Genomic DNA, 24,673 nt, shown 5'->3' on the forward strand with positions numbered 1-24,673 from the left:
CATGGCGGCCCGGCTCAGGCGGCCAACTCGGTCAGGATGGGGCAATCCGGCCGGCTGTTGCCCTGGCAACAATGCGCCAGATGCTGCAGGGTTTGCTTCATCGCCGCCATCTCGGCAATGCGCCGTTCCAGGTCGGCCACATGGGCCAGCGCGATGCGCTTGACATCGGCACTGGCGCGGCGCTTGTTTTGCCACAGCTTGAGCAGCTCGGCGATTTCGGCCATGCTGAAGCCCAGCGTGCGGGCGCGGCGAATGAAGCTCAGGGTGTGCACTTCCTTCTCGCCATACTGCCGGTAGCCCGCGTCGGTGCGGTGCACGGCCGGCAGCAGGCCCAGGGATTCGTAGTGGCGGATCATCTTGGAAGAAACGCCGGAACGGGCGGCCGCCTGGCCGATGTTGAAGGGACCGTTGGCGATGTGTGCGATGTATTTGTCCATCATGTCGTGCTTCCTTTCCAGCGCCGCAGCAGCAGCGCGTTCATCACCACGCTGACGCTGCTGAAGGCCATGGCGGCACCGGCAATCACCGGGTTCAGCAGCCCAAAGGCCGCCAGCGGTATGCCCACCACGTTGTAGAAAAACGCCCAGAACAGGTTTTGCTGGATCTTGGCGTAGGTGCGGCGCGAAATGTCGATGGCATCGGCCACCAGCGCCGGGTCGCCGCGCATCAGCGTGATGCCCGCCGCGTGCATGGCCACATCGGTGCCGGTGGACATGGCAATACCCACATCGGCGGCCGCCAGCGCCGGCGCATCGTTGATGCCGTCGCCCACCATCGCGACGCGGCCGGTCTTGTCCTGCAGATCTTGCTTGAGCTGGCCGAGGATATTGGCCTTGTCTTCCGGCAGTACCTGAAAATGCACCCGGTCGATGCCGAGCTGGTGGGCCACCGCCTCTGCGCTGCCGCGGTTGTCGCCGGTGACCAGGGCGGTCTGTATGCCCAGCGCGTGCAGCCGGGCAATCGCCGGGCCTGCGGCCGGCTTGAGGCTGTCGCCAAACGCCATCAGGCCGAGCAGTTGCGGCTGGGTGGTGACGTCGGCCAGCCAGGAGACGGTGCGGCCCTGGTCCTGGAGCGCCTCGGCGCGCGCTGCGCCGGCGCTCAGGTCAACCCCCAGCTCCTGCATGAAGCGCGGACTGCCCAGCCGGAGCGCCCGCCCCTCGACCACGGCCGACATGCCGCGCCCGGCGACCGCTTGCACCTGCGACGCTGCCGGGACATGCAGGCCGTCCCGCGCGGCCTGCGCGGTCACGGCCTTGGCCAGCGGGTGTTCGCTGCCGGCCTGGATGGCGGCACTCCAGGCCAGCAGGGCGTCGCGCGAACCGCCATAAGACTCCAGCGCGACCAGTTCGGGATGGCCTTGCGTCAGCGTGCCGGTCTTGTCAAAGGCCACGAGCTTGACCCGGTGCGCCACCTCCAGCGCCTCGGCGTCCTTGATCAGGATGCCGTGGCGCGCGGCCACGCCGGTGCCGGCCATGATGGCCGTCGGCGTGGCCAGCCCCAGCGCGCAGGGGCAGGCAATCACCAGCACGGCCACGGCATGCAGGATGGCGGCCTCCCACTGGCCGGTGAACAGGCCCCAGCCCAGCAACGTCACCGCTGCGATGGCCATGACCACCGGCACGAAAACCGCGCTGACCTGGTCCACCAGCCGCTGTATGGGGGCCTTGCGGGCCTGCGCCGACTCCACCATGCGCACAATGCGCGCCAGCGTGGATTCGGCCCCGACGGCCGTGGTGCGCACCACGATCAGGCCTTCGGCGTTGATGGCGCCGCCGGTGACGCGGTCGCCCGCGTGCTTGCTGACGGGCAGGCTTTCGCCCGTGATCAGCGACTCGTCGACCTGGGTGGCGCCTTCGGTGACTTCACCGTCGACGGCGATGCGTTCTCCGGGACGCACCACGACCAGGTCGCCCACCCGCACCTCGGAGATGGCGACCTCTTCGTCCCGGCCCTCGCGGCGCCGGCGTGCGGTTTCCGGCCGCAGCGCATTGAGCGCCCGGATCGCCTCGGTGGTCTGGCGCTTGGCGCGCGCTTCCATCCATTTGCCGAGCAGCACCAGCGTGATGACGACGGCCGAGGCTTCGAAGTAGAGGTGATCCATTGCGTGTTCGCCGTGCACCAGCAGCTGGTAAACACTGAGGCCATAGGCCGCTGACGTACCGATGGCCACCAGCAGGTCCATGTTGCCGGTCCGGGCGCGCAGGGCCTTGAAACCCGCGTGGTAAAACCGCGCCCCCAGCCAGAATTGCACCGGCGTGGCCAGCGCCCACTGCAGCCAGCCGTCCAGCATCCAGTGCCGGCCGGCCAGCGCACCCAGCATGGGCAGCATCAGCGGCGCCGACAGGGCCGCTGCCAGGGCGACCGGCCACCACGACGCGCCTGGCCTGGCCGCGCTGCGAGCCTGATCGGCCAGGCTGTCGCCGTGGGCCTGCATTTCGTGGGCCTGGTAGCCCGCCTTGTTCACCGCGGCGATCAGCTGGGCCGCCGAGAGCGTGCCACCCACCAGCTTGACCTCGGCCGTCTCGGTGGCCAGGTTGACTTCGGCCGACAACACGCCGGGCAACTGCCTGAGCGCCTTCTCCACGCGCGAGACGCACGACGCGCAGGTCATGCCCTCAATGCCAAGCCGCAGGGGCTGCTCACTGACGGCATAGCCCGCCTTTTCCACCGCGGCCTTCAGCGCGCCCATGCCGACGTCGCGGCGCGCCTTGACGGCAGCCTGCTCGGTCGCAAAATTGACGTCGACCTCCAGCACCCCCGCGATGCCGCGCAGGGCCCGCTCCACCCGGGCGACACATGACGCGCAGGTCATGCCCTGCACGGCAAAGCGCCATTCGTTCAGGACCTGGGGGGTGTCGGGGATTTTCAGGGTATCGGCGATGCTCATGGGCGGGCTTCCGGGGGCGGACTGCTGGAGTGAGGACAGGACAGGACAGGAGGAACCATGGTTGCAGTTTGAACCTTACCACCATGGCAGGGTCAAGCGCGCGACGTCTATAACCCTTCCATCGCCGGGACTTTGCGCCGGACGGCTTGACCCTGCCCCCGTGGGAAGGTTCAGACTATGGGTGCAGTGTTGCATCGGCTTGTTGCACCAGCTTTCACCGTTCAAGGAGCCTTTCATGGAACTCAAGGAATTCGACGTCCCCTCGATGAGCTGCGGGCATTGCGCCAGCGCGATTACCCAGACGCTGAAGGGACTGGACCCCGGCGCGGAGGTCAGCGTGGACCTGGACCGCAAAAAAGTCACCGTCCGGACCACGGAAGACCGGCAAAAGATCGCGGCGGCGCTGTCGGAAGCCGGTTATCCCACCCATTGAGCCACACGCATCACCCTGCGCATCCTGTGGGGTGGCGGGGGTAGGCGCACAAGCCGCGCATAAGCCGCGCGCGCGTCGCCGCAGTGGCCTCGGCGAGCGCCTCTTGCGCACCGATAGAATGAATCTTCCCTCACTACCGCCCGCGCCTGTGTCCGAACGCTTTTCCGTACTGCCCCAATACCTGCTGCCCAAGCAGGCGCTGACTGCTTTCGCAGGTTTCGTTGCATCGAGGGAGCGTGGCTGGGTCACCACCGAAATCATTCGGCGCTTTGTCGCCAAATACCAGGTGAACATGGAGGAAGCCGCCCGCGCCGACATCGCCAGTTACCTGACATTCAATGATTTTTTCACGCGTGCGCTCAAGCCCGGTGTGCGGCCCTTGGCTGACGCCGACCTGATCTCGCCGGTCGACGGCGCGATCAGCCAGTTTGGCCAGATTGAGCATGACCAGATTTTCCAGGCCAAGGGGCACCGCTATTCCACCACGGCGCTGGTGGGCGGCGATGCGGCGCTGGCCGCGCAGTTCCACAACGGCAGCTTTGCCACGCTGTACCTGAGCCCCAAGGATTACCACCGCATTCACATGCCGTGTGACGGGCGCCTGGTGCGCATGGTCCACGTGCCCGGCGAGCTGTTTTCCGTCAACCCGATCACCGCGCGCGGTGTGCCCGGGCTGTTTGCGCGCAACGAGCGTGTGGTGTGCGTGTTCGAGTCGCCCCGCGGACCGTTTGTGTTGGTCCTGGTCGGCGCCACCATTGTGGGTAGCATGGCCACGGTGTGGCATGGCGTGGTGAATCCACCGCGCGGCAAGCAGGTGCGCGCCTGGGATTACGACCCCAAGGCCGAGTCCGCCGTTGTGCTGCGGCGGGGCGAGGAGATGGGCCGCTTTTTGCTCGGCTCGACGGTCGTCATGCTCTTTCCCGCCGGACCGCTGCACTTCAATCCCGACTGGGCGCCCGGCCGCCTCATCCGGCTGGGCGAAGCCATGGCCAATTACGCCTGAAGAGGTTTGAAGAGGTCGGGTTTTAACAATCCGGCCTTCTACTTCAGGGTGCGGGCGTTGGCCGGAAGCCCAGGCGTGCCAGCAAGGCCATCGCCGCCGCGGGAGCCCTTTCCTTCGCGCCATTGATGAAGTAAACAAACACTTCGCGCGGCCGAACGGGGGCTGGTGACGCCTCCAGGGCCGGCAGGTCTTCCGGCGTCTCGCCAGCGGCCCAGCGGCGGGCGCGCTCCGCCCAGGCGTCCAGTGCCGCCTCCGCGTAGCCGGTGGCCAGTGCGGCATCGCTCATCATCAGCCGGGCATAGACGATGTCGCCGGTCAGGTCGGCGAACCAGGGAAATTTGTCGGCATCGGTGAACACAGTGGCTACCCGGTAACGCCGCGCCAGCGCCAGGTAGGCCGGGTCCATGAAGCTTTCATGGCGCACATCCACCACATGGCGCAGCGCGAGCCTATCGACCTGGGTTGGCAACAACGCCAGGAAAGCCTCGAAATCCTGCGCCTCAAACACCTTGCCGGGCATGAACTGCCAGACGATGGGGCCGAGCTTGCGGCCCAGCTCGCTGATGCCGCTTTCCACAAAGCGGATGATCGAGTCGCCCGCCTCGGCCAGCACGCGGCGGTTGGTGGCATAGCGCGAGGCCTTCAGTGAAAAAACGAAATCATCGGGCGTTTCGTCGTGCCACTTTTTGAAGCTGGCCGGCTTGAGCGTGCCGTAGTAGGTGCCATTGACCTCAATGGCGCTGAGCTGGCGGCTCGCATAGGCCAGCTCCCGGCTGTGCGGCAGGCCGTCCGGAAAGAAGTTGCTGCGCCAGGGTTCATAGGTCCAGCCACCCACACCCACACGGATGGATGTCGGGGCTTGTGCGGCAACAGGGTTGGATGACGCTTGCGGACGTTCGCTGGATGGATGGGATGGATGGATCATGAGGTCTCCACGTGCGGGATCTCCTCTAAATGGAGGAGATGGTTGGGCCAGAAATCATCGATCAAACAGGCCGGGGCCGCAACTGCAGCTGTAAGTCGCATTCTGCGACAGTATTCAGTGGCGCGATTTTTAAGGTCAGCGTAAAGTAGCAGCCATTGCCCAGCGCGCACTTTTCGTTCCCGGAGTCTGTCCCCATGAATGCCCCCCTGCACCGCGAAATTCCCGCCAGCGTCCTCAACGCCGCCCAGGCCCTGTCGCAGGTGTCTGCCCAGTGGGACAGCGACATCGTCCAACAGATCACCGACTACATCGCCATTCCCGCCAAGTCGCCCACGTTTGACAGCGACTGGGCGCAGCATGGTTTTATCGACACCGTCATGCGCAACGCCGCCAGCTGGGTGGAGGCGCAAAAAGTCGAAGGCCTGACGCTGGAAATCGTGCGGCTGGAAGGGCGCACGCCGGTGCTGTTTTTTGAGATTCCGGCGACGCGCGCCGACTCCACGCAAACAGTGTTGATGTACGGCCACCTCGACAAGCAGCCCGAGTTCACCGGCTGGCGCACCGACCTCGGCCCGTGGACGCCGAAATACATCGACGGCAAGCTCTATGGTCGCGGCGGTGCCGATGATGGCTATGCGGTCTACGCCAGCATTGCCGCGGTGCAGGCCCTCAAGGCGCAGGGCGTGGCGCATCCGCGCATCGTCGGCCTGATTGAAACCTGTGAAGAAAGCGGCTCTTACGACCTGCTGCCTTACGTGAACGCCCTGCGTGAGCGCCTCGGCGACGTTGCGCTGGTGGTCTGCCTCGATTCGGGTGCCGGCAATTACGACCAGCTCTGGCTCACCACCAGCCTGCGCGGCAATGCGGCCGGCGTGCTCAAGGTCGAGGTGCTGACCGAAGGCGTGCACTCGGGCGACGCCAGCGGACTGGTGCCGTCGAGCTTTCGCATCATGCGGCAGGTGCTGGACCGCCTGGAGGACAGCAAGACCGGGCGCCTGCTGCCGCAGAGCTTTCATTGCGAAATTCCGGCCGACCGGCTGGCCCAGGCGCAGGCCACCGCCAAAATTCTGGGCGATGAAATCTACAAGCGCTTTCCGTGGGCCCACTACGACTGCGAAGGTTCAAGCACCCTGGCCCTGCCGACCACCACCGACCCGGTCGAGGCGCTGCTCAACCGCACGTGGCGACCCACCCTGAGCGTGACCGGCGCGGAAGGTTTTCCGGCGCTCAAGGATGCGGGCAATGTGCTGCGTCCCTGTACCGCCTTCAAGCTCTCGCTGCGCTTTCCGCCGCTGATTGACGCCAGCGCCGCCGTGCAGGAACTGAAAACCTTGCTCGAAGACAATGCTCCCTACCAGGCCCGGGTCACCTTTGAAAGCAGCGGCGGCGCCACCGGCTGGAACGCCCCCGGTACCGTGCCATGGTTTGAGCAGGCGCTGAACGATGCCTCGCAGAGTTTCTTTGGCGCGCCCTGCGGCACCATTGGCCAGGGCGGCACGATCCCGCTCATGAACATGCTGAGCCAGGGCTTTCCCAAGGCGCAGATGATGGTGTGCGGCGTGCTGGGCCCCAAGAGCAATGCCCATGGGCCCAACGAATTCCTGAACGTGCCCTATGCCAAGAAGCTGACCGCAGCGGTGGCGCATGTCATGGCCCGGATGCCGGGTTGAATGCGCATGGCTGTTTTTTCTTTCAACCGGCCTGCGCCCAAAGTCGTTTTCCCCAAATCGAAATCTCACCACACACCCTCCACGGTGGTCGTGCCCTTCACCGCCCGCGATGGTGAAAACCTCGCCCTGTACGAATGGCCGCTGGATGACTGGGCCAATGCCATGGGCCGGATCAGGCGGCCACCCCGCGCGGTGGTGCTGATGGTTCACGGCCTGGGCGAGCATGCCGGCCGCTATGCGCCTGTGGCCCGCCGGCTGCTTGAATGGGGTTTTGAAGTGCGGGCCTACGACCAGCGCGGCCACGGGCGGTCGGGTGGCGCGCGCGGTGTGCTGCCCGACGACACGGCCCTGCTCGAAGACTTGGCGGAGATGGTCGATGACATGCGGCTGCACTGCCGGCGGCTGCAGCCTGTCAGCAGCGCGGCGCAGCAGGAGCCGCAACCCCTGCCCCTGATCCTGTTGGGTCACAGCCTGGGTGGCCTGGTTGTGAGCCGCTTCGTCGCGCTCAATATGCGGCCGGTGGATGGTCTGGTGATGTCGTCGCCGGCACTGGACCCGGGGCTCAATGCGCTGCAAAAACTGTTGCTGGCCGTGATGCCCAGGCTGGCACCCAATCTGTGCGTCGGCAATGGGCTGGACCCTTATGGCCTGTCCCACGATGACCTGGTGGTTCAAAAATACCTTGCGGATCGGCTGGTGCACAGCAAGATTTCCGCCCGGCTGGGTGAGTTCATTGCCACCGGTGGCCCGGCCACGGTGGCGGCCGCCGCCGGCTGGAGCACGCCCACCTTGTTGATGTACGCCGGCGCCGACCGCCTCGTCAACCCCGCGGGCAGCCGCGCTTTTGCGCAAGCTGCCGCCAGTTCATCGACCGTGGCGCCCGGCACTGTGACCAGCAAGTGCTTCGAGGGCTTCTATCACGAGATTTTCAACGAGGTGGATGCGGGGTCGGTGTTTGACACCCTGAAGGACTGGCTGGACGCCAGATTTTAGAGAAAACAGACCACAGCCCGTGCTCTGTCGCCATCGTCAGCTATCGAATCAATAGCAATGATGGAGCCTGAGCCACTGCTCAGCCTTTTTGCAGCAGGCCGCCGAGCATGCCCATCAGGTCATCCGAGTTGCCCAGGCCATCTGCCGGTGCCTGGCCTTGCGGGGTGAGCCGGTCAATCAGGCCGGGCAGGATGCTGGACAGCTGGCTCGCCGCATCACCCTCGCTAACCCCCAGTTTCTCGGCCAGGCCGGAGAGCGCGTCCGGGCCCAGCACATCGCTCAGCTGTTCGCCCGAGATGGCCTGGTTCTGCCCGCTGCTGACCCAGGAGCCAATCACGTCACCCAGGCCGGCCTGCTGAAACCTGGCCACCAGGCCGCCCAAACCGCCCTGCGCGCCGTCGTTGCTCAACATGCCCGTGATGGCTTGCAGCAATTGCGGATTGCTGGCCACCAGGCCGATCAGGCCACCCAGACCACCGCTGGCGGCGTTGTCACCGCTTGGGGGCTGCTGCCCGTTCATGACCGCGCCCAACACTGAATCAAATAAACCCATGGTGTGCTTTCAAAGTTGGAAAAAAAAGAACCCGGAAAAGCGGCACAGGCCCCAAACACCTGGCCGGCTACGTGGCCCTGATTGTGGTGTTTGCGCCGCGTCGCTGCAAGCTGCGCCGCCTCAGGTCTGGACTGGCGGCAAAAGCGTCAGCAGCGACAGGCAGGCCAGCGGCGCCGTCTCGGCGCGCAGCACGCGCGGGCCCAGGGTGACCGGGGCAAAGCCGCAGGCGATGGCCGCGGCTTCTTCGGCCGCGTTCAGGCCACCCTCCGGGCCACTGAGAAATGTCAGCGCGCCCGTGCTGGCGACGGCCCTGGCCAGCGGCTGCGTGCCCTCGCGCAGTGACAGCAGCAGCCGTGTGCCCGTAGCGGCGGCAGGCGCTTGCGCCAGGTCGTTCTTCAGCCACTCATCCAGGCCGGTGACTTCGTGGATCACCGGGATGCGGTTACGGCCGCATTGTTCGCAGGCCGCCACGGCCACGCCGCGCCAGTGCGCGAGCTTTTTCCCGGCGCGTTCGCCCTTGATACGCAGCACGGTGCGCTCGCTCATCAGCGGGCGGATGCTGGCCACGCCCAGTTCGGTTGCCTTCTCGATCAGCCAGTCCATGCGTTCATTGGCGGGCATGCCCAGCACCAGATGGACGGCACGGTCTGCTTCACGCCGTGTTGCGGTGTAGGCCCCAATGGTGACCTGCACATCGCTGCGGCCCATGCGTTCAATGGTGGCGTCAAACTCGCCTTCACTGCCGGGCTCGCCGTTGCCCTGGCCGTTGAACAGCGTGATGGTATCGCCGGGTTGCAGGCGCAGGACCTGCACATGGCGGGCGGCCTGATCGGGCAGGCTGACGGAACTGCCGGGCACCAGTGCGAGGTCGGCGTGGAAACGGGCGGTCACGGTAGCGGGAGGCGGTTGACTGCGAGACTGGCTGCAATGGTTGCGATGGCTGCAGCTGCTGCAAAAACAATAGCGGCAGGCTGGCGGTGTGTAAGGGCTGATGCCTGGGTTTGCATCAGAAAGTGTAGCCCACGCGGGTTTCGTTGCCTTCAATCTCGTCGAGCAGCACCATCAGCGGCCCGAGCTGCCGGTAGCGGGCGGCGGTATGGCGCGCATACCGGATGAAGCGCGGCGTGTCCGCCAGGTATTTGGGCTTGCCGTCGCGCAGCGTGAGCCGCGCAAAGATGCCGAGTACCTTGAGGTGGCGCTGCAGGCCCATCCACTCCACGGCGCGGTAAAACTCGCCGAAATCATCACCGACCGGCAGGCCGGCCGTGCGCGCCTTTTGCCAGTAGCGCACGGTGACGTCGAGCACGAAATCCTCATCCCAGCTCAGGAACGCGTCGCGCATCAGGCTGGCAATGTCATAGGTGATGGGACCGTACACCGCATCCTGGAAGTCCAGGATGCCCAAGCGTGTGCCGGACTCACCATGAGGTTTCGCCGCCGGGCCGCCCCAAGGCGAAACAGCCCCCTCGGGGGGCAGTGCAGTACGCGAAGCGACAAGCGTGGGGGCCATCAAATTTCGGGGCATGAAGTCGCGATGTACGTAGACGCGCGCGCCGCCCAGCGACTGCAGGTTGCTGGCCTTGATCTGCGCAAACAGGCCATCGAGCTTGCCCTGCAGGCCGGTCTCCAGTGCCATGCCGCGGTGCCGGGCGACATACCAGTCGGGGAAGAGCGCGAGTTCGCGCGACAGCAGCGCGTCGTCATAGGGTGGCAGCACGTCCGGCCGGGAGGCGAGCTGCCAGCGCACCAGCGCATCCGCCGCGTCCATGTACAGCTCATGGTGTGCGGACGTCGGGCTGGCGAGGGCATCGGCGGCCTGGGGTGGGTCAATCACGTCGAGCATGGTCTGCGTGCCCAGGTCCGTGAGCAGCATGAAGCCCAGGGGCTCATCCCAGGACAGGACGCGAGGCGCATTCAAGCCCGCGTCCTGCATCAGTCCGGCCACCTTCACAAAGGGCTTGCAGTCTTCCTGGGCTGGTGGCGCATCCATGATGATGAAACTGCCGGCACCGTCTGCCCGGTCTACCCGCAGATAACGACGGAAGCTGGCGTCGGCGGAAGCCAGTCTCACGCTCTCAGCCCGCAGGCGGTGCTGCCCGGCCATGGCGGCCAGCCAGTGGTTAAAGGCGCTGGCACGCGCCGGATCGGCCCAGACGACAGGGGAAGAAATCATGATTGGCGGGCCTTCGTCAGGGCGGCGGCCAGGCGCTGCTTTGCGGCGCCAAGGGTGGAGTGGAGGGTCATGGATAATCGGCCTTGATTTTACAAACGGGTTTATCTCACATAAACGATGCGCCGCGCATCCCGCTCCCCCTTTATTCTTTCCCCGGTGGCTCATGCTGTCTCCCGTCTGGTGCTGTGCGCCACGCTGGGCTGGACGTACGCCGGGGGCGGGCATGCCCAGGTGCCGGCGCCTGTGGAGGGCTCCGAAGTCCCGCCGGGAGCCCGCCCGCCCGCTTCTGCGCCCGTTGCGGCGCAGCAGGAAAGCCCGGTCAAGCTGAAAAGCTCTCCCATGCTGACCGAGGAGGTACCGAAGGGGCCCGGTGATGAAGGGCCGACCTTTGTGTTCGGCGATCGGGTCTCGGGCCGCCCCAATCTGGAAACCGTGATCGATGGCAATGCGGAACTGCGCCGCGGCGCCACCAGCATGCGCGCCGACCGGATCGAGTATTACCAGCCCGAAGATCGCGTCAAAAGCCGCGGCAACGTGCGCATCAACAACGCCGGCAACAGATTTGAAGGCCCCGAGTTGGAAATCACGCTGGACCGGTTTGAGGGCTTTTTCACCCAGCCGCGCTACCGCTTTCTGAGCAATGGCGGCAATGGCCAGGCCGAGCGGGTTGACTTCATCGACGACAAGCACCTCACGGCGCACAAAGCCAGCTACACCACCTGCGAGCGCGACAACGAAGCCAGCTGGAAGCCCGCCTGGGAATTGCGCGCCCGAAGCTTTGAATTTGATTTTGACGAGGAAGTTGGCGTGGCCAACGGCGCGGTGCTGCGCTTCAAGGATGTGCCCATTCTGGGGTTTCCCAAATTCAGCTTTCCGCTGAGCGACAAGCGCAAGTCGGGCCTGCTGCCGCCGACCCTCAACGTGAGCTCGGTCAACGGTGTTGAGGTGCGGCAGCCCTATTATTTCGACATTGCCCCGAACCGCGATGCGACATTCTCGCCCGCCGTCATGACCAAGCGCGGCGTGGACCTGGCCGGCGAGTTCCGCTACCTGGAGCCGACCTACAAGGGCGAGCTGCGCGCCAATATCCTGCCCGGCGACAAGCTGCGCAACCGCGACCGCTGGTCCTACGGTTACCTGCACAGCGGCACCATCGACAGCGGCGTGTCGGCCATCGGCAATCTGGGGGTCAACCTCAATTTGAACCGGGTCAGTGACAACGACTACTGGCGCGATTTCCCCATCGCCACGACATCGACCACGCAGCGCCTGCTGCCCCAGGACGCCACCGTGACGTGGGGCCGCGGTTATTTTTCTACGGCCGTGCGCACCCTCAAGTGGCAGACACTGCAGGACCTGAGCGCGCCCATTGTTCCGCCTTACGACCGCCTGCCCCAGTTCACCGCCAATTACACCCGGGTGGACGCGCCGCTGCTGGGCCTGGGCAACGGCTTCGACTGGTCGGTCGAGGGCGACTACACCCGCTTTTCTGCCGACAGGCTGCTCACCCTGCAGCCCAACAGCAACCGCGCCTTCACTCGCGCCCAGGTCAGCCGCCCCTGGCTGTTGCCGGCCGGCTTCATCACCCCCAAGCTGCAGTTGCACGCCACCAGCTACCAGTTTGACGCACCGCTGGCCAATGGCGCGCGGTCGGCCTCGCGCACCGTTCCCACCTTCAGCCTCGACAGCGGCCTGCAGTTCGAGCGCCAAGCCGGCTTCCTGGGCCGCAGTTTTACCCAGACGCTGGAGCCGCGGGCTTTTTATGTGCGCACGCCCTACCGCAACCAGAGCCTGCTGCCCAACTACGACTCGGGCGCCAATGACTTCAACTTTGCGACGGTGTTCACCGAGAACGCCTTTGTCGGCAACGACCGCATTTCAGACGCCAACCTGCTCACCCTGGGCGTGACCTCCCGTTTGCTGGACCCCGCCACCGGCGCCGAGGCGGTCCGCGTGGGTGTCGCGCAGCGGCTGCGCTTTGCCGACCAGAAAGTGACCTTGCCGGGCGCCCTGCCGATCACGGACCGCATCAGCGATTTGCTGGTGGGTGCGTCGGTCAACTGGGTGCCGCAATGGTCTTTTGACAGCACCGTTCAGTACAACCCCAAGACCCAGAATTCCGAACGCAGCTCGATCGGGGTGCGCTACAACCCCGGCAACTACCGTGTGATCAGTGCCGCGTACCGGCGCCAGCGCAACATCAGCGAACAGATTGACGTGGGCTGGCAGTGGCCCATCAATGACCTGTGGGGCGACAAGGGGCGCGACCTGGGCGCTGGGCAGGGTCAGGGCGGGGGGCGTTACTATGCGGTTGGCCGCCTGAATTACAGCGTACCCGACAGGAAGCTGGTGGATGCGATCGTCGGCGTGGAGTACGACGGCTGCTGCTGGATTGGCCGGGTCGTGCTGCAGCGCACGCAAAACGGCACGGCAACGTCCGACACCCGGATCCTGTTCCAGCTTGAACTGGTCGGCTTTTCGCGCATTGGCGCGAACCCTCTGGAAACTCTCAAGTCCAACGTTCCACGCTACCAATACCTGCGTGAGAAAATCAACACCCCAAGCCGTTTTACCACCTATGACTAATCACCGTCTTTTCGCCGGGCTCGCCAGACGGCTCCCCGTCCGGCCCCTGGCTGCCGCGCTGGCGCTCCTGCTCACCCTGCCCCTGATCGGGGTGCAGGCCCAAAGCCTGCGGCCGTCCGGCGGCTTGCGGCTCCCCAGCCCCGCCGCCAGCGCGGGCGCTGCGGCCGCAAGCGCTGCGGGCCAGCGGCAGGCTGACTTCATCGTCGCTGTCGTGAATTCGGAACCCATCACCAACAGCGAGGTGCGTACCAAGCTGGCCCGCACCGAGCAGCAAATCATCCAGCAGGGTGCGACCCTGCCCCCCCGGAGAGAGCTGCTCCCGCAGGTGCTGGAGCGTTTGATCAGCGACAAGGCGCAACTGCAGCTGGCCCGATCGAGCGGCGTGCGCGTCGACGACAACGCCCTCGAAGCCGCCGTGCAGACGGTTGCCCGGCAAAACCAGATCAGCGTGGATGAGTTGCGCCGTCGCCTGAAGGCCGATGGCATCGCCTACAGCCAGTTCGAGTCCGACTTGCGCGACGAGCTGCTGGTCAGCCGCCTGCGCCAGCGCGAGGTCGAGTCCCGGGTGACCGTGACCGAGCAGGACATTGACCAGTTCCTGCGCGAACAGGAAGGTGCTTCCGAGCTATCCTCGCTGGCCCTCAACCTGGCCCAGATTCTGGTGGCCGTCCCGGAAAATGCCACGCCCGCGCAGGTCGCAGCCCTGCAGGCCAAGGCCCAGCAGGTGATGGATAAGGCGCGCGGGGGGGCTGACTTTGCCGCCCTGGCCAATGAGTTCTCCGACTCCCCCACCCGCGGCACTGGCGGGCTGATGGGCTTGCGCGAGGCAGACCGCTACCCGCCGCTTTTTGTGGAAAGCACCAAAAGCCTGAAGGTGGGCGGGCTCGCCGGCCCGATCCGCAGCGGTGCCGGTTTTCACGTCCTGAAAGTGATTGAAAAAAGGCAGGCCGGCATGCCCGGCTCTGTGATTCCGCAAACCCATGCCCGCCACATCCTGCTGCGGCTGTCCCCCAAGCAGGGCGAAGCCGCCGCCACCGAGAAGCTGGCCGCGTTCAGGAAGCGCATCCTGGCCGGCCAGGCCGATTTTGCCGCCCTGGCACGCGAAAACAGTGAAGATGGTTCCGCCAAGCAAGGCGGTGATCTGGGCTGGGCCAACCCCGGCATGTTTGTGCCCGAGTTCGAGAAGGTCATGAATGGCCTGGCGCCCAACCAGATTTCCGAGCCACTGGTGTCGCGCTTCGGTGTGCACCTGATCCAGGTGCTGGAGCGGCGCGAGGCGCAGATGTCCCCGCGCGACCAGCGCGAGATGGCGCGCAACGTCCTGCGCGGGAAAAAGCAGGACGAAGCCTATGCCCTGTGGGCGCAGGAAGTCCGCGGCCGTGCCTATGTGGAATACCGCGAATCGCCGCAGTGAATGTAGCCCCCACGCTTGTCACTGCGTGTACTGCGCTGCCCCCCGAGGGGGCCGCTGCGCCTGCGGCCCGGCAAAGCCGGTTCCGCGGCCCCTGCTGGGATGAAGAGCCCCCACGCTCGCTCACAGTGGGTAGCGGCCTGGCGGAAAATGGCTTGAGCCTGTCGGAGCGCGGCCCCAACTTTGGCGGGCGTAACTGATCGTGAAACATATCCCGCGCAAGCGCTTTGGCCAGCATTTCCTGACGGACCGGGGCATTATTGAAGGCATCGTCCAGGCGATTGCGCCCAAGGCGGGCCAGGCGGTGGTGGAGATTGGGCCCGGTCTTGCGGCGCTGACGCAGCCGCTGGTCGAGCGGCTGGGACATCTCACGGTGATTGAACTGGACCGTGATCTGGCGCAGCAGCTGCGCGCGCATCCGCAGCTGACGGTGGTGGAGTCGGATGTGCTGAAGGTGGACTTTCGCCAACTGGCAGAGCGCTTGCAACACGGCCCCGTGCGCAGCGCAGGGCTGCCCCAAGCCGAAACAGCTCCCAAGGGGCTGGAGCCTGCGGGCTCTTCATCCCAGCAGGGGCCGCGGGACTGGCTTCGCCAGACCGCAGGCGCAGCGGCCCCCTCGGGGGGCAGCGCAGTACACGCAGTGACCAGCGTGGGGGCTCATAAACTCCGCGTGGTCGGCAACCTGCCCTACAACATCTCCACGCCCATTTTGTTCCACCTGCTGGACGCCGTGGACGTGATTGAAGACCAGCACTTCATGCTGCAAAAGGAGGTGATTGACCGCATGGTGGCGGCGCCCTCCACGAGCGACTATGGCCGGCTCAGCGTGATGCTGCAGTGGCGCTACGCGATGGAAAACGTGCTGTTTGTGCCGCCGCAGAGCTTTGACCCGCCGCCGCGGGTGGACAGCGCGGTCGTGCGCATGGTGCCGCACGCCCATCCAGCGGCGCTGGACGTCAAACTGCTGAGCCAGCTCGTGCAGGTGGCTTTTAGCCAGCGCCGCAAGCTGCTGCGCCATACCCTGGGCCAGTGGCTGACGGCGCGGGGCTTCCCGGGAAGCTTTGACGTGCAGCGCCGGGCCGAGGAGGTGCCGGTGGCCGAGTATGTGGCGCTGGCGCAGCAGGTGGCTGCCGTGGCCGTGTAGTTGTAGTAGCCGTGCCATGGCCGTGCCGTGGCCATGTGGGCGCCTGCTGGCGCTTGCACCATGAAAAAAGGCCGTCGGATGACGGCCTTTTGTCTTTTCGCCTGACCGGGTGTCAGGCGGCAGCGAGCCAGTAGCCCGCGTTGAACGGACTGCTCATACGCAGCGCCAGCGGTGACACGTCTACCAGTTTGTCGGTAGGCATGGGTTCTTCACCGTCTGCAACTGCTTGCTGGGCCTCATTCGCCCGATCCCCTTGGCCAATGTCTGGGGAGCGGGCTACAGAAAAGAATAGAAACATCTGAACGGGATCTTTCGATCCGCCCAGTAGTCCGCGGCATCCCTGAAGATGTCGAGCAATTGCTCCCGCGCTTCCTTGTCAAACTTGGCGTTGGCCGGAATCTGCTCGAGCACGACGATGAAGCCGGGCTGCGGGCCTGATTTGTGGACCAGGTCCGTCATGCAGTCGTATAGCGCATCGAAATTCTTGCCGAAATGTGCCGGGAAGGTGTATTGCGCCGCGATCATGTCCAGAATGTCCTGTTTGCTCTGGGCATTGCCCAGGTTGGCATACAGGAAGTGCTGATTCAGCTGTGTGGCCGCATCCTGCAGGTCCTGTACGCGGAATGCGCGTATGGACTGCACGATATTGGGCCGCACGCCACGCAAGGGCGTTTCGTTGTCCCGACGAAGTGGTGTATCCATCTCCGCTTCTCTTTCTCTTAAGTCAAAAACTCGAATTAACAACCACAGTCCAATTTATCGGACTTCAAGGAGTAATCTTGCGAAAACTCGCATAGTGGTTATCGGTGTAATAACAGGCATCAGGTGCGGTGGGTTTCAAGCCGCCACAAATAATGCGCCGGGCTCCCCGGCTCTGCTCACCGGGTGTCCGGACGGTGTACTCACGGTAGTAGCCGCGATTGTTGGCGGGAAGAATCCGTTCCCGATTGCCAAACACCGTGCCGTCCTTGTCGTACCTGAACGGCCCACCCTGGTAAATCAGCCTCATCATGTCGCGCCCTTGAGGGGGCAGCTGGGTTGCCGGAATCGTTGCCACCGGGCCCGGATCAACCAGGCTTCTGGCTTGCGCCACATCGGGGCTTAACCCTGCCAGGCTCGTCGACAGGACCCACAACCCGGCGGCTACCGCCGCCCGCCAGCAACCCCACTCACCGCGCCCAGTCTTGCGCAACATGAAAAATGCCTTTCTTGAATTCAGGTATTAACCCCCAAATTTTTTTCGGGTTAACCCTTAAATTTCAAGAGGCGTAGTTTGCCGCATATGGGCAGAAAACGCAAGTGGCTGCTGAAAATTTAGGCACCAACTGCGGGGGATAAGCCGCTGGTAAGTTGGTGCTAGCTATCTAAATTTTCGTTATCTGGCTGCGTTTGCGTCCGCTACGGTGAGGGCTGTCATATTGACAATGCGGCGCACCGTGGCGGTCGGAGTCAGGATGTGCATGGGCTTGTTGGCGCCCAGCAACACGGGGCCGATGGTAATGTTGCCACCGGCGGCGGTCTTGAGCAGGTTGTAGGCAATATTGGCCGCATCGATGTTGGGCAGCACCAGCAAATTGGCTTCACCTGTCAGCGTGCAGTTGGGCATGATGACGCCGCGGGTACCGGCGTCCAGCGCCATGTCGCCATGCATTTCGCCATCGACTTCCAGCCAGGGCGCTTTGTCGCGCAACAGTTCCAGCGTGCGGCGCATCTTCAGGGCGCTGGGCTGGTTGGACGAGCCAAAGTTGGAGTGCGACAGCAAGGCGGCTTTGGGTTTGATGCCAAAGCGCAGCATTTCCTCGGCCGCCATGGTGGTGATTTCGGCCAGCTGCTCCGCCGTCGGGTCGTAGTTCACATGGGTATCGAGCAGAAACACCTGACGTCCGGGCAGCAGCAGACCATTCATGCAGGCGTAGGTGCACACGCCGTCACGCTTGCCAATCACCTGGTCCAGGTAGTCCAGGTGGTGGGCGGTGGTGCCCCAGGTGCCGCAAATCAGCCCGTCCACATCGCCCTTGTGCAGCAGCATGCCGGCGATCAGCGTGAGGCGGCGGCGCATTTCGATCTTGGCCATCTGCACGGTCACGCCGCGGCGCTCCGTCATGCGGTGGTAGGTCTGCCAGAAGTCGCGGTAGCGGTGATCCTGCTCGACATTCACCACGTCGTAGTCGAGGTCCTGCTTCAGGCGCAGGCCAAATTTTTCAATGCGCTGGGCAATGATCGCGGGCCGGCCGATCAGGGTCGGGCGCGCCAGGTTTTCGTCCACCACGATCTGGCAGGCGCGCAGCACGCGTTCTTCCTCGCCCTCGGCATAGGCCACGCGCTTGCGGGCCGCCGTCTTGGCCGAGGCAAAGATCGGTTTCATCACGGTGCCGGAGGCATAGACAAAGCTTTGCAGCTTCTCGCGGTAGGCGTCCAGGTCCTGGATGGGGCGCAGGGCCACGCCGCTGTCGGCGGCCGCCTTGGCCACGGCAGGCGCAATCTTCATCATGAGGCGCGGATCGAAGGGCTTGGGAATCAGGTATTCCGGGCCGAAGGTGAGCTTTTCGCCCACGTAAGCAGCCGCCACCACCTCGCTCTGCTCGGCCTGCGCCAGCTCGGCAATCGCGTGCACCGCGGCAATTTCCATCTCGATGGTGATGGTCGATGCGCCGGCGTCCAGGGCTCCCCGGAAAATATAGGGGAAGCACAGCACGTTGTTGACCTGGTTCGGGTAGTCAGTCCGACCTGTTGCCATGATGGCGTCATCACGCACTGATTTGACGTCTTCTGGTGATATCTCCGGATTTGGGTTGGCGAGGGCCAAAATGATGGGCTTGGCCGCCATCTTCTTGACCATCTCCTTCTTGAGCACGCCGCCGGCCGAAAGGCCCAAAAAGATGTCTGCGTCCTCGATGATTTCGCCCAGGGTGCGGGCCGACGTTTTTTGCGCAAACTGGATCTTGTCTTCGTCCATCAGCTCGGTGCGGCCTTCATAGACCACGCCGGCCAGGTCGGTCACATAGATATTCTCGCGTGGAATGCCGAGTTTGATCAGCAGCCCGAGGCAGGCCAGCGCCGCCGCGCCCGCGCCCGAGGTCACCAGCTTGACCTGTTTCAGGTCCTTGCCCACGACCTTGAGCGCATTCAGCACCGCTGCGCCCACCGTGATGGCAGTGCCATGCTGGTCGTCGTGGAACACGGGAATCTTCATCCGCTTGCGCAGCTCACGTTCCACATAAAAGCAGTCAGGCGCCTTGATGTCTTCCAGGTTGATGGCGCCAAAAGTCGGCTCCAGCGCGGCGATGATGTCGACCAGTTTGGCCGGGTCCTTTTCGTCGATTTCGATGTCGAACACATCGACACCGGCAAACTTCTTGAATAAAACCGCCTTGCCTTCCATCACCGGCTTGGACGCCAGCGGGCCGATGTCGCCCAGGCCCAGCACGGCGGTGCCGTTGGTCACCACGGCCACCAGATTGCCGCGGCTGGTGTATTTGAAGGCCGCGTTCGGGTCCTTGACGATTTCCTCGCAGGGCGCCGCCACGCCGGGCGAATAGGCCAGCGCCAGGTCGCGCTGGTTGGTCAGCTGCTTGGTGGCCGCGATGGCCAGCTTGCCGGGGGTCGGAAACTCGTGGTATTCGAGCGCGGCGCGGCGCAGTTCTGCGCGTCTTTCGTCACGGTTGTCGGGCGTCGCGGCGGGTGGTGTCGGCATCTAGGGGTCTCCAGCAGAAACGGTCGGTATGACCGTCAATTTCTTGTAAGGTCTGCGATTGTAGGCCGTTGCGTGGGAAAACCCCAGTCAGTGAATCTACGCAAATCAGGTGTTGCGCTTTTGACTTTTTACCAAGGAACCGGCCGGTCACGGCCTCCCCGGTCAATAGCGAGCCAGGGAAACGTCGCCGGGTTTGGGGGCGATGGCGGGCCGGCCGACAACGGCCTCCCGCGTCCAGGACGTGTTCAGGCCCTAGAGTGCAACTCGCTTGGACTGCACCATGCGCTGGGCGGTCTGCGTGCCCGCCAGTACAAAGCCGCGTTGCAGGCCCGCTTCGTCAACCCATTGCCACAGGCCTGCTTCCGGCATGTGCCATTGGCCGTCTGTGCCGGGCTGCGGCGGCGCCACCACCAGCGGCAGTGCGGGGGTTTTCACGGAAACCGGCATCAGCGGGAAAACCACTTCTGCCGGCGTGCCCGCCAGGTTGGCCGCCAGCGCCTTGGCCGCAGCCATGATGGGCATCACGTAAGGCAGCGCGCAGCCATGCACCGACAGTTTTGAGGCCGCGCTGGCGTACTGGGCGCTGTCGCCCAGCGCGTACACGCCCTCGGCGCTGGTTTGCAGGCGGGTATTGACCACAATGGCGCGGTCTACTGTCAGGCCTGCCGCCCGGGCCAGGGCCGTGTCGGCTCTCAGGCCGATTGCGCTCAATACGCAGCCGGCGTCAATGACTTCCCCGCTGGCCAGCGAAACCGCCAGCGAATCGGCGCCTGCCGGCTGTGACGCGGCTGGATCCACCGCGCGCACCGTGGTGCCGAAATAAAAGCGGACGCCCAAGGCTTCCAGCGCCTGCTGCAGGGCCGCGCTGGCCGCTTCCGGCAGCAAGGCCGCCAGCGGGTGGGTGCCGGGATCGACCACGCTGACGCGGTAGCCGGCCTGGGCCAGGTCATTGGCAAACTCGCAGCCAATCAGCCCGGCACCCATGACCAGCACATGTCGGCCGCGGTTGCCTACGGAATCGCCCGCCGGCTGCAGTTCCGCGTGAAAACGGGCAAAGTCTTCGAGCGAATTGACGCTGATCACGCGGTCCGCGGCCCGGCCCTCGAGCGGTACGCGAATCGGCTGCGCGCCGGTGGCCAGCACCAGGTCGCGGTAAGCCACCGTCCCGGCAGACGTGCTGACGGTTTTGGCGGCCACATCAAGCGCCTCCACCCGTGTGTGGGGCATCAGCGTCACATTCAGCGATTCGGCCATTTTGGCGGCGGGCGTGCTGATGAGCTGCGCCGGCAGCCGGCCCTGCGCGAAGGCGTTTGATAAGGACGGCTTGGCGTAGAAGTCGCCGCTGTCCGCGGTGATCATCACCACGGGCGTGCTGCTGTCCAGCTTGCGGAACTCGCGCACCGTGGTCCAACCGGCCAGCCCGGCGCCAATGACCAGCACGGGCCGGCTCATGCCGCAGCTCCTGCCGTCAATGAAGTTGCTGGCATGGAGCTCAGCGCCCTGCGCTGTCCGCCCCAGCGTTCCCAGGCTTTCTCATGGAAGAAAAAGGCAAAGGCCTGAACTGTGGGCTCCAGCAGGCTCAGCGTCATGGCCAGCAAAAAATTGCCCGTGACAGCATAGGCCACCAAGGCGGCGACGGTGACGTGCAGCACGTAATAGCTGGCAGTCTTCTTCAGGGTAGGCAAGTTGGCGCGGGCAAGTTTGGCCATCACGGACTCCACAAATTCGGTAAAACAAGGGCCGGCCGCGCCGCAATGACGGGCCGGCAGCGGCAGGGCTGCGGGTTTCTTAAATTTCGACCACTTCAAAATCGGCCTTGGCAACGCCGCAGTCCGGGCATGCCCAGCTTGCAGGCACATCGGCCCAGCGCGTGCCGGCTGCGATGCCGTCTTCAGGACGGCCAGCCGCCTCATCGTACACAAAGCCGCAAACGATGCAGAGATAGGTTTTCATCGGGTTTCTTTCAGTTTCCAAAGTTAATTGTGCCGCTGACCCCTTTTGCCTTTTGTACAGGGGTCGCCGGCTCTCAAAAATCAAGGGCGCCCGGAAGGACGCCCGGCTGCTTGTGGTGCAGAACTGTTCATTGTCAGTCGCCTCTGCCGCTCGCGTCTTACAGCCCCTGCAGGGTCAGCCCTGCGGGCCCGCCGGTTCAGGCCGCCGCGGCGCCTTCTTTGACGATATTCAGCCGCGCCTGGTAGTGGTTGGCATGGCGCTCTTCCACCCGGGCCAGGGCGGCAAAACGCTTCTGGGCCTTTTCCAGGGTGGCCTTGAACTGGGCCGCGTGGACCTTGGACTCCTCGATCTGCTCGTCCATTTCAGCCACGGCCGCCGCGTTGCCTTCGGCTTCAGCGGTGGCGCGGAAGCCGGGGTACATCTCGGTGTACTCGTAGGTTTCGCCGTCGATGGCGATCTGTAGCGCCCGGGCGGGCGTCATGGTCGCCTTGGGATAGAGCAGGTCCAGGTGGCCGAAGGCGTGCATCACTTCCTGGTCGGCGGTTTCTTCAAAGGTGCGCGCTGTGGCTTCGTCACCGGCCTCGCGGGCCAGCTTGGCGAAATAGCGGTACTTGATGTGCGCCATGGATTCGCCGGCAAAGGCGGCTTCCAGGTTGGCCATGGTCTTGATTTCGGGGCGTTGCGTTGTGCTCATCGTGAACTCCTGCGTGTTGATAGCTATAAATTATCGAGACAGGAGAAATGATATATGCAGACTATAGCATGGGCCAATTGGTTTTGCCTAAACGATTGATAGAAGCGATGACGGTCAGCGGGGGGTGAGCCGGCGCGGTCAGTGGTGCGTGGGTAGCCAACGCGGCCGCGCCCATCGGCGCTTGCTCACGCGGTGCGCTGCGTCATCGCCTGCCGGCGCTTTTCCAGCACCTCGAACACCGCCATGCCGGCGAGCATCGCGGCGACAAACACCAGCGCTTTGGACTCGCCCATGCCGAGGGCCACCAGGCCGGGACCCGGGCAGAACCCGGCAATGCCCCAGCCCATGCCGAACAGCGCACTGCCCATCACCAGCCGGCGGTCTATACGGCTGGCGGTGGGCAGTTTCATATCGGCGCCCAGAAGCGAGCGAGTCCGGTTTTTCGCCAGCAGGAAGGCGGCAGAGCCCACCGCGATGGCCCCCGCCATGACCAGTGCCAGCGAGGGGTCCCACCGGCCCGCCAGGTCCAGGAAACCAAGTACTTTGGCCGGATTGGCCATGCCGGACACCATGAGCCCCAGGCCGAACACCAAGCCGGTGAGTAGCGATGTCAGGACAAACATGCATCTGCTCCTTGACTACTTGGCGGTTAACGACTGAAGAGGTGGCGCAGCACGAACACCGTCACGAAACCTGTGCCCATGAAGGTGGCCGTCGCTGCCAGCGACCGCAGCGAGAACCTGGAGAGGCCGCAGACGCCGTGGCCGCTGGTGCAGCCCGAGCCGTAGCGGGTGCCTATGCCCACGAGCAGGCCCGCCGCGACCAGGGCGCCGTAGCCGGCGTTAATCTGCACGGCAGGCAGTGCGGAGAATGCCGCGTACACCAGCGGCGCGCCCACCAGTCCCGCGATGAAGGCGGCACGCCAGCCCACATCGCCCCGCGCGGGCTTCAACAGGCCGCCCAGAACACCGCTGATGCCCGCGATGCGTCCATTGAGCAGCACGAACAGGGCGGCGGCCAGGCCGATCAGCATGCCGCCCAGCAGGGCGGACCAGGGGGAGAAGGCATTCCAGTCGATGGACATCAGGTTGCTCCTTCGGGGCTTTCGGGGTCGTGGGCGTCTTGGGGTTTTTTGGGGTTCTCGGGGCAGTAGAGGCGGTACAACACCGCCAGGATTTCAAGCAGGGCCGGATCGGCTACGCTGTAGTAAATGTTCTTGCCCTGCCGGCGTGTGTTGACGACGCCTTCATTGCGCAACACGCCGAGTTGTTGCGACAGCGTGGGCTGGCGGATGCCCAGCCCGCCCTCCAGCTCGCTGACGCAGCGTTCGCCCTGCGACAACTGGCATAGCAGCAGCAGCCGGTCCTCATTGGCCAGCAGTTTCAGCACGCCGACCGCCTGCGCGGCCGCGCCGCGCAGCAACTCGGGATTGATGACGGGATGGGTGTGTTGCATGGGGCTATGTGGGTGCTGTCTGCGGGTCTGTCGGGCTGCTTGACAATATTATACTAAGATATATATTATTAGTAAGTAGATTATAGTTAGCCCACGGAGTCAGCCATGAGTGCCCGCACCACGGTCCAAGCTTTTTTTGACAGCCCCACCGGGACGGTCACCTACGTGGTGGCCGACACCAGCACCCGGCACGCGGCCATCATCGACCCGGTGCTGGACTACGACTTCAAGGCCGGACGCACCAGTACGACCTCGGCAGACCGGGTGCTGGCCCATGTGGCGGAGCACCGGCTGTACATCGATTGGATTCTGGAGACCCACGCCCATGCCGACCACCTGTCGGCAGCCCGCTACTTGAAGGACCATGTGGGTGGGCGCATTGCTATCGGCGAGAACATCCGGGTGGTCCAGTCCACCTTCAAGACGGTCTTTAACCTGGAGCGCGCCTTCCTGCCCGACGGCAGCCAGTTCGACCATTTGTTCAAGGACGGCGAGACTTTCAGCATCGGGGGTGTCGAGGCCACCGCGCTGCTGGCTCCCGGCCACACCCCCGCGGACATGGCGTACCGGGTGGAGGACGCGGTGTTTGTGGGTGACACGCTGTTCATGCCCGACGTGGGCACGGCGCGGGCCGACTTCCCCGGTGGCGACGTCCGTGCGCTGTATCGCTCCATCCGCACCCTGCTGGCCTTGCCGGCCAAGACCAGGATGTATGTGTGCCACGACTATCCCCCCGCGTCGCGGGCGCCGCAATGGCAGACCACCGTGGGCGAACAGCGCGCCCATAACATTCATGTGCACGACGGCGTCTCCGAAGAGGCCTTCGTCGCCATGCGGACCGCCCGCGACGCCACGCTGGACATGCCCACCCTTATTCTTCCGTCCATCCAGGTCAACGTCCGCGCCGGCAACATGCCGCCGCCCGAGGACAACGGCATCCGGTATCTGAAAATTCCCGTCAACACGCTGGGCGCGCAAACTGGATAAAGTGCTTCATAAGGGAAAGCAAAGGAAAGGGTTTTGGCAACGCGCTGGGGTCGCAAACAGGCGTTGCCCGGCGATCAGGGCCTCACCGGATTACTTTGGCGTCTTTGTGAAA

Annotated in this window: 24 protein-coding genes; 8 read left to right on the top strand and 16 right to left on the bottom strand. The window is 64.6% G+C overall.

Annotated features, from left to right (window positions below):
• Positions 1-14 precede the first annotated feature (14 nt).
• Together cueR and AC1DUR_RS02680 are read right to left on the bottom strand one after the other, a co-directional pair.
• Complete coding sequence (cueR, locus tag AC1DUR_RS02675) at positions 15-440, bottom strand: Cu(I)-responsive transcriptional regulator (protein ID WP_477721104.1); 426 nt, start codon at positions 438-440, stop codon at positions 15-17.
• A complete protein-coding gene (locus tag AC1DUR_RS02680; protein WP_477721105.1) occupies positions 437-2,887 on the bottom strand; it encodes a heavy metal translocating P-type ATPase in 2,451 nt (816 codons plus the stop codon). Before AC1DUR_RS02680 ends, cueR begins: the two co-directional genes overlap by 4 nt.
• 235 nt (positions 2,888-3,122) lie before the next feature.
• Between AC1DUR_RS02680 and AC1DUR_RS02685 the strand changes: the two genes are divergently transcribed.
• Both AC1DUR_RS02685 and asd read left to right on the top strand, forming a co-directional pair.
• Positions 3,123-3,320, top strand: a complete 198-nt coding sequence (locus tag AC1DUR_RS02685; protein WP_477716679.1) for a heavy-metal-associated domain-containing protein — start codon at positions 3,123-3,125, stop codon at positions 3,318-3,320.
• A 148-nt stretch (positions 3,321-3,468) separates the two neighbouring features.
• Complete coding sequence (asd, locus tag AC1DUR_RS02690; RefSeq protein WP_477721319.1) at positions 3,469-4,323, top strand: archaetidylserine decarboxylase; 855 nt, start codon at positions 3,469-3,471, stop codon at positions 4,321-4,323.
• 43 nt (positions 4,324-4,366) lie between these two features.
• Here asd and AC1DUR_RS02695 read toward each other — a convergent pair whose 3' ends face one another.
• Positions 4,367-5,248: a DUF72 domain-containing protein gene (locus AC1DUR_RS02695; protein ID WP_477721106.1), complete on the bottom strand. Its 882-nt coding sequence runs from the start codon at positions 5,246-5,248 to the stop codon at positions 4,367-4,369.
• Between the two features lie 194 nt (positions 5,249-5,442).
• Between AC1DUR_RS02695 and AC1DUR_RS02700 the strand changes: the two genes are divergently transcribed.
• On the top strand, positions 5,443-6,918 hold the full coding sequence (locus tag AC1DUR_RS02700; RefSeq protein ID WP_477716677.1) for a M20 family metallopeptidase: 1,476 nt from the start codon (positions 5,443-5,445) through the stop codon (positions 6,916-6,918).
• Between the two features lie 6 nt (positions 6,919-6,924).
• On the top strand, positions 6,925-7,911 hold the full coding sequence (locus AC1DUR_RS02705) for a lysophospholipase (protein ID WP_477716676.1): 987 nt from the start codon (positions 6,925-6,927) through the stop codon (positions 7,909-7,911).
• Between the two features lie 79 nt (positions 7,912-7,990).
• Here AC1DUR_RS02705 and AC1DUR_RS02710 read toward each other — a convergent pair whose 3' ends face one another.
• From AC1DUR_RS02710 to AC1DUR_RS02720, 3 genes are all read right to left on the bottom strand, one after another.
• Entirely contained in the window at positions 7,991-8,464 is a 474-nt protein-coding gene (locus tag AC1DUR_RS02710; RefSeq protein WP_477716675.1) for a YidB family protein, read from the bottom strand.
• 120 nt (positions 8,465-8,584) lie between these two features.
• Complete coding sequence (locus AC1DUR_RS02715; RefSeq protein WP_477716674.1) at positions 8,585-9,355, bottom strand: 16S rRNA (uracil(1498)-N(3))-methyltransferase; 771 nt, start codon at positions 9,353-9,355, stop codon at positions 8,585-8,587.
• 115 nt (positions 9,356-9,470) lie between these two features.
• On the bottom strand, positions 9,471-10,637 hold the full coding sequence (locus tag AC1DUR_RS02720) for an aminoglycoside phosphotransferase family protein (RefSeq protein ID WP_477721107.1): 1,167 nt from the start codon (positions 10,635-10,637) through the stop codon (positions 9,471-9,473).
• A gap of 117 nt (positions 10,638-10,754) precedes the next feature.
• On the opposite strand from AC1DUR_RS02720, the gene AC1DUR_RS02725 reads away from it, so the two are divergent.
• From AC1DUR_RS02725 to AC1DUR_RS02735, 3 genes are all read left to right on the top strand, one after another.
• Entirely contained in the window at positions 10,755-13,223 is a 2,469-nt protein-coding gene (locus AC1DUR_RS02725; protein ID WP_477721108.1) for an LPS-assembly protein LptD, read from the top strand.
• Positions 13,216-14,637, top strand: a complete 1,422-nt coding sequence (locus AC1DUR_RS02730; protein WP_477721109.1) for a peptidylprolyl isomerase — start codon at positions 13,216-13,218, stop codon at positions 14,635-14,637. Before AC1DUR_RS02725 ends, AC1DUR_RS02730 begins: the two co-directional genes overlap by 8 nt.
• A gap of 199 nt (positions 14,638-14,836) precedes the next feature.
• The gene (locus AC1DUR_RS02735; protein ID WP_477721110.1) at positions 14,837-15,778 is read left to right on the top strand and encodes a ribosomal RNA small subunit methyltransferase A; all 942 of its coding nucleotides are present in this window, start codon (positions 14,837-14,839) and stop codon (positions 15,776-15,778) included.
• Between the two features lie 276 nt (positions 15,779-16,054).
• Here AC1DUR_RS02735 and AC1DUR_RS02740 read toward each other — a convergent pair whose 3' ends face one another.
• From AC1DUR_RS02740 to AC1DUR_RS02785, 10 genes are all read right to left on the bottom strand, one after another.
• Complete coding sequence (locus AC1DUR_RS02740) at positions 16,055-16,480, bottom strand: barstar family protein (RefSeq protein ID WP_305634851.1); 426 nt, start codon at positions 16,478-16,480, stop codon at positions 16,055-16,057.
• 64 nt (positions 16,481-16,544) lie between these two features.
• Complete coding sequence (locus tag AC1DUR_RS02745; RefSeq protein WP_477721111.1) at positions 16,545-16,973, bottom strand: guanyl-specific ribonuclease; 429 nt, start codon at positions 16,971-16,973, stop codon at positions 16,545-16,547.
• Between the two features lie 180 nt (positions 16,974-17,153).
• Complete coding sequence (locus AC1DUR_RS02750; RefSeq protein WP_477721112.1) at positions 17,154-19,472, bottom strand: NADP-dependent malic enzyme; 2,319 nt, start codon at positions 19,470-19,472, stop codon at positions 17,154-17,156.
• Between the two features lie 252 nt (positions 19,473-19,724).
• Positions 19,725-20,924 (bottom strand): FAD-dependent oxidoreductase, encoded by a 1,200-nt coding sequence (locus AC1DUR_RS02755; protein ID WP_477721113.1) that lies wholly within the window; start codon positions 20,922-20,924, stop codon positions 19,725-19,727.
• On the bottom strand, positions 20,921-21,181 hold the full coding sequence (locus tag AC1DUR_RS02760) for a DUF2061 domain-containing protein (RefSeq protein WP_477721114.1): 261 nt from the start codon (positions 21,179-21,181) through the stop codon (positions 20,921-20,923). The genes AC1DUR_RS02755 and AC1DUR_RS02760 overlap by 4 nt, the downstream gene beginning before the upstream one ends.
• Before the next feature lie 79 nt (positions 21,182-21,260).
• Positions 21,261-21,425 (bottom strand): rubredoxin, encoded by a 165-nt coding sequence (locus AC1DUR_RS02765; protein ID WP_477721115.1) that lies wholly within the window; start codon positions 21,423-21,425, stop codon positions 21,261-21,263.
• Positions 21,426-21,621: 196 nt separating this feature from the next.
• A complete protein-coding gene (locus AC1DUR_RS02770; protein WP_477721116.1) occupies positions 21,622-22,119 on the bottom strand; it encodes a rubrerythrin family protein in 498 nt (165 codons plus the stop codon).
• A 185-nt stretch (positions 22,120-22,304) separates the two neighbouring features.
• The gene (locus AC1DUR_RS02775) at positions 22,305-22,742 is read right to left on the bottom strand and encodes a DUF6691 family protein (protein ID WP_477721117.1); all 438 of its coding nucleotides are present in this window, start codon (positions 22,740-22,742) and stop codon (positions 22,305-22,307) included.
• Between the two features lie 26 nt (positions 22,743-22,768).
• Positions 22,769-23,203, bottom strand: coding sequence for a YeeE/YedE family protein (locus AC1DUR_RS02780; protein ID WP_477721118.1), 435 nt, complete (start codon positions 23,201-23,203; stop codon positions 22,769-22,771).
• The gene (locus AC1DUR_RS02785; protein WP_477721119.1) at positions 23,203-23,574 is read right to left on the bottom strand and encodes an ArsR/SmtB family transcription factor; all 372 of its coding nucleotides are present in this window, start codon (positions 23,572-23,574) and stop codon (positions 23,203-23,205) included. The genes AC1DUR_RS02780 and AC1DUR_RS02785 overlap by 1 nt, the downstream gene beginning before the upstream one ends.
• A gap of 105 nt (positions 23,575-23,679) precedes the next feature.
• Between AC1DUR_RS02785 and AC1DUR_RS02790 the strand changes: the two genes are divergently transcribed.
• Positions 23,680-24,561: an MBL fold metallo-hydrolase gene (locus AC1DUR_RS02790; protein ID WP_477721120.1), complete on the top strand. Its 882-nt coding sequence runs from the start codon at positions 23,680-23,682 to the stop codon at positions 24,559-24,561.
• The last annotated feature ends 112 nt before the right edge of the window (positions 24,562-24,673 follow it).

This window comes from Polaromonas sp. P4_F4 (genome assembly GCF_056401355.1).

Bases quoted from the DNA above. Each gene is read 5' to 3' on its own strand.
- cueR (WP_477721104.1), bottom strand. From the start codon at position 440: ATGATGGACAAATACATCGCACACATCGCCAACGGTCCCTTCAACATC.
- AC1DUR_RS02680 (WP_477721105.1), bottom strand. From the start codon at position 2,887: ATGAGCATCGCCGATACCCTGAAAATCCCCGACACCCCCCAGGTCCTG.
- AC1DUR_RS02685 (WP_477716679.1), top strand. From the start codon at position 3,123: ATGGAACTCAAGGAATTCGACGTCCCCTCGATGAGCTGCGGGCATTGC.
- AC1DUR_RS02695 (WP_477721106.1), bottom strand. From the start codon at position 5,248: ATGATCCATCCATCCCATCCATCCAGCGAACGTCCGCAAGCGTCATCC.
- AC1DUR_RS02700 (WP_477716677.1), top strand. From the start codon at position 5,443: ATGAATGCCCCCCTGCACCGCGAAATTCCCGCCAGCGTCCTCAACGCC.
- AC1DUR_RS02705 (WP_477716676.1), top strand. From the start codon at position 6,925: ATGGCTGTTTTTTCTTTCAACCGGCCTGCGCCCAAAGTCGTTTTCCCC.
- AC1DUR_RS02710 (WP_477716675.1), bottom strand. From the start codon at position 8,464: ATGGGTTTATTTGATTCAGTGTTGGGCGCGGTCATGAACGGGCAGCAG.
- AC1DUR_RS02720 (WP_477721107.1), bottom strand. From the start codon at position 10,637: ATGATTTCTTCCCCTGTCGTCTGGGCCGATCCGGCGCGTGCCAGCGCC.
- AC1DUR_RS02725 (WP_477721108.1), top strand. From the start codon at position 10,755: ATGCGCCGCGCATCCCGCTCCCCCTTTATTCTTTCCCCGGTGGCTCAT.
- AC1DUR_RS02730 (WP_477721109.1), top strand. From the start codon at position 13,216: ATGACTAATCACCGTCTTTTCGCCGGGCTCGCCAGACGGCTCCCCGTC.
- AC1DUR_RS02740 (WP_305634851.1), bottom strand. From the start codon at position 16,480: ATGGATACACCACTTCGTCGGGACAACGAAACGCCCTTGCGTGGCGTG.
- AC1DUR_RS02745 (WP_477721111.1), bottom strand. From the start codon at position 16,973: ATGTTGCGCAAGACTGGGCGCGGTGAGTGGGGTTGCTGGCGGGCGGCG.
- AC1DUR_RS02750 (WP_477721112.1), bottom strand. From the start codon at position 19,472: ATGCCGACACCACCCGCCGCGACGCCCGACAACCGTGACGAAAGACGC.
- AC1DUR_RS02755 (WP_477721113.1), bottom strand. From the start codon at position 20,924: ATGAGCCGGCCCGTGCTGGTCATTGGCGCCGGGCTGGCCGGTTGGACC.
- AC1DUR_RS02760 (WP_477721114.1), bottom strand. From the start codon at position 21,181: ATGGCCAAACTTGCCCGCGCCAACTTGCCTACCCTGAAGAAGACTGCC.
- AC1DUR_RS02765 (WP_477721115.1), bottom strand. From the start codon at position 21,425: ATGAAAACCTATCTCTGCATCGTTTGCGGCTTTGTGTACGATGAGGCG.
- AC1DUR_RS02770 (WP_477721116.1), bottom strand. From the start codon at position 22,119: ATGAGCACAACGCAACGCCCCGAAATCAAGACCATGGCCAACCTGGAA.
- AC1DUR_RS02775 (WP_477721117.1), bottom strand. From the start codon at position 22,742: ATGTTTGTCCTGACATCGCTACTCACCGGCTTGGTGTTCGGCCTGGGG.
- AC1DUR_RS02780 (WP_477721118.1), bottom strand. From the start codon at position 23,203: ATGTCCATCGACTGGAATGCCTTCTCCCCCTGGTCCGCCCTGCTGGGC.
- AC1DUR_RS02785 (WP_477721119.1), bottom strand. From the start codon at position 23,574: ATGCAACACACCCATCCCGTCATCAATCCCGAGTTGCTGCGCGGCGCG.
- AC1DUR_RS02790 (WP_477721120.1), top strand. From the start codon at position 23,680: ATGAGTGCCCGCACCACGGTCCAAGCTTTTTTTGACAGCCCCACCGGG.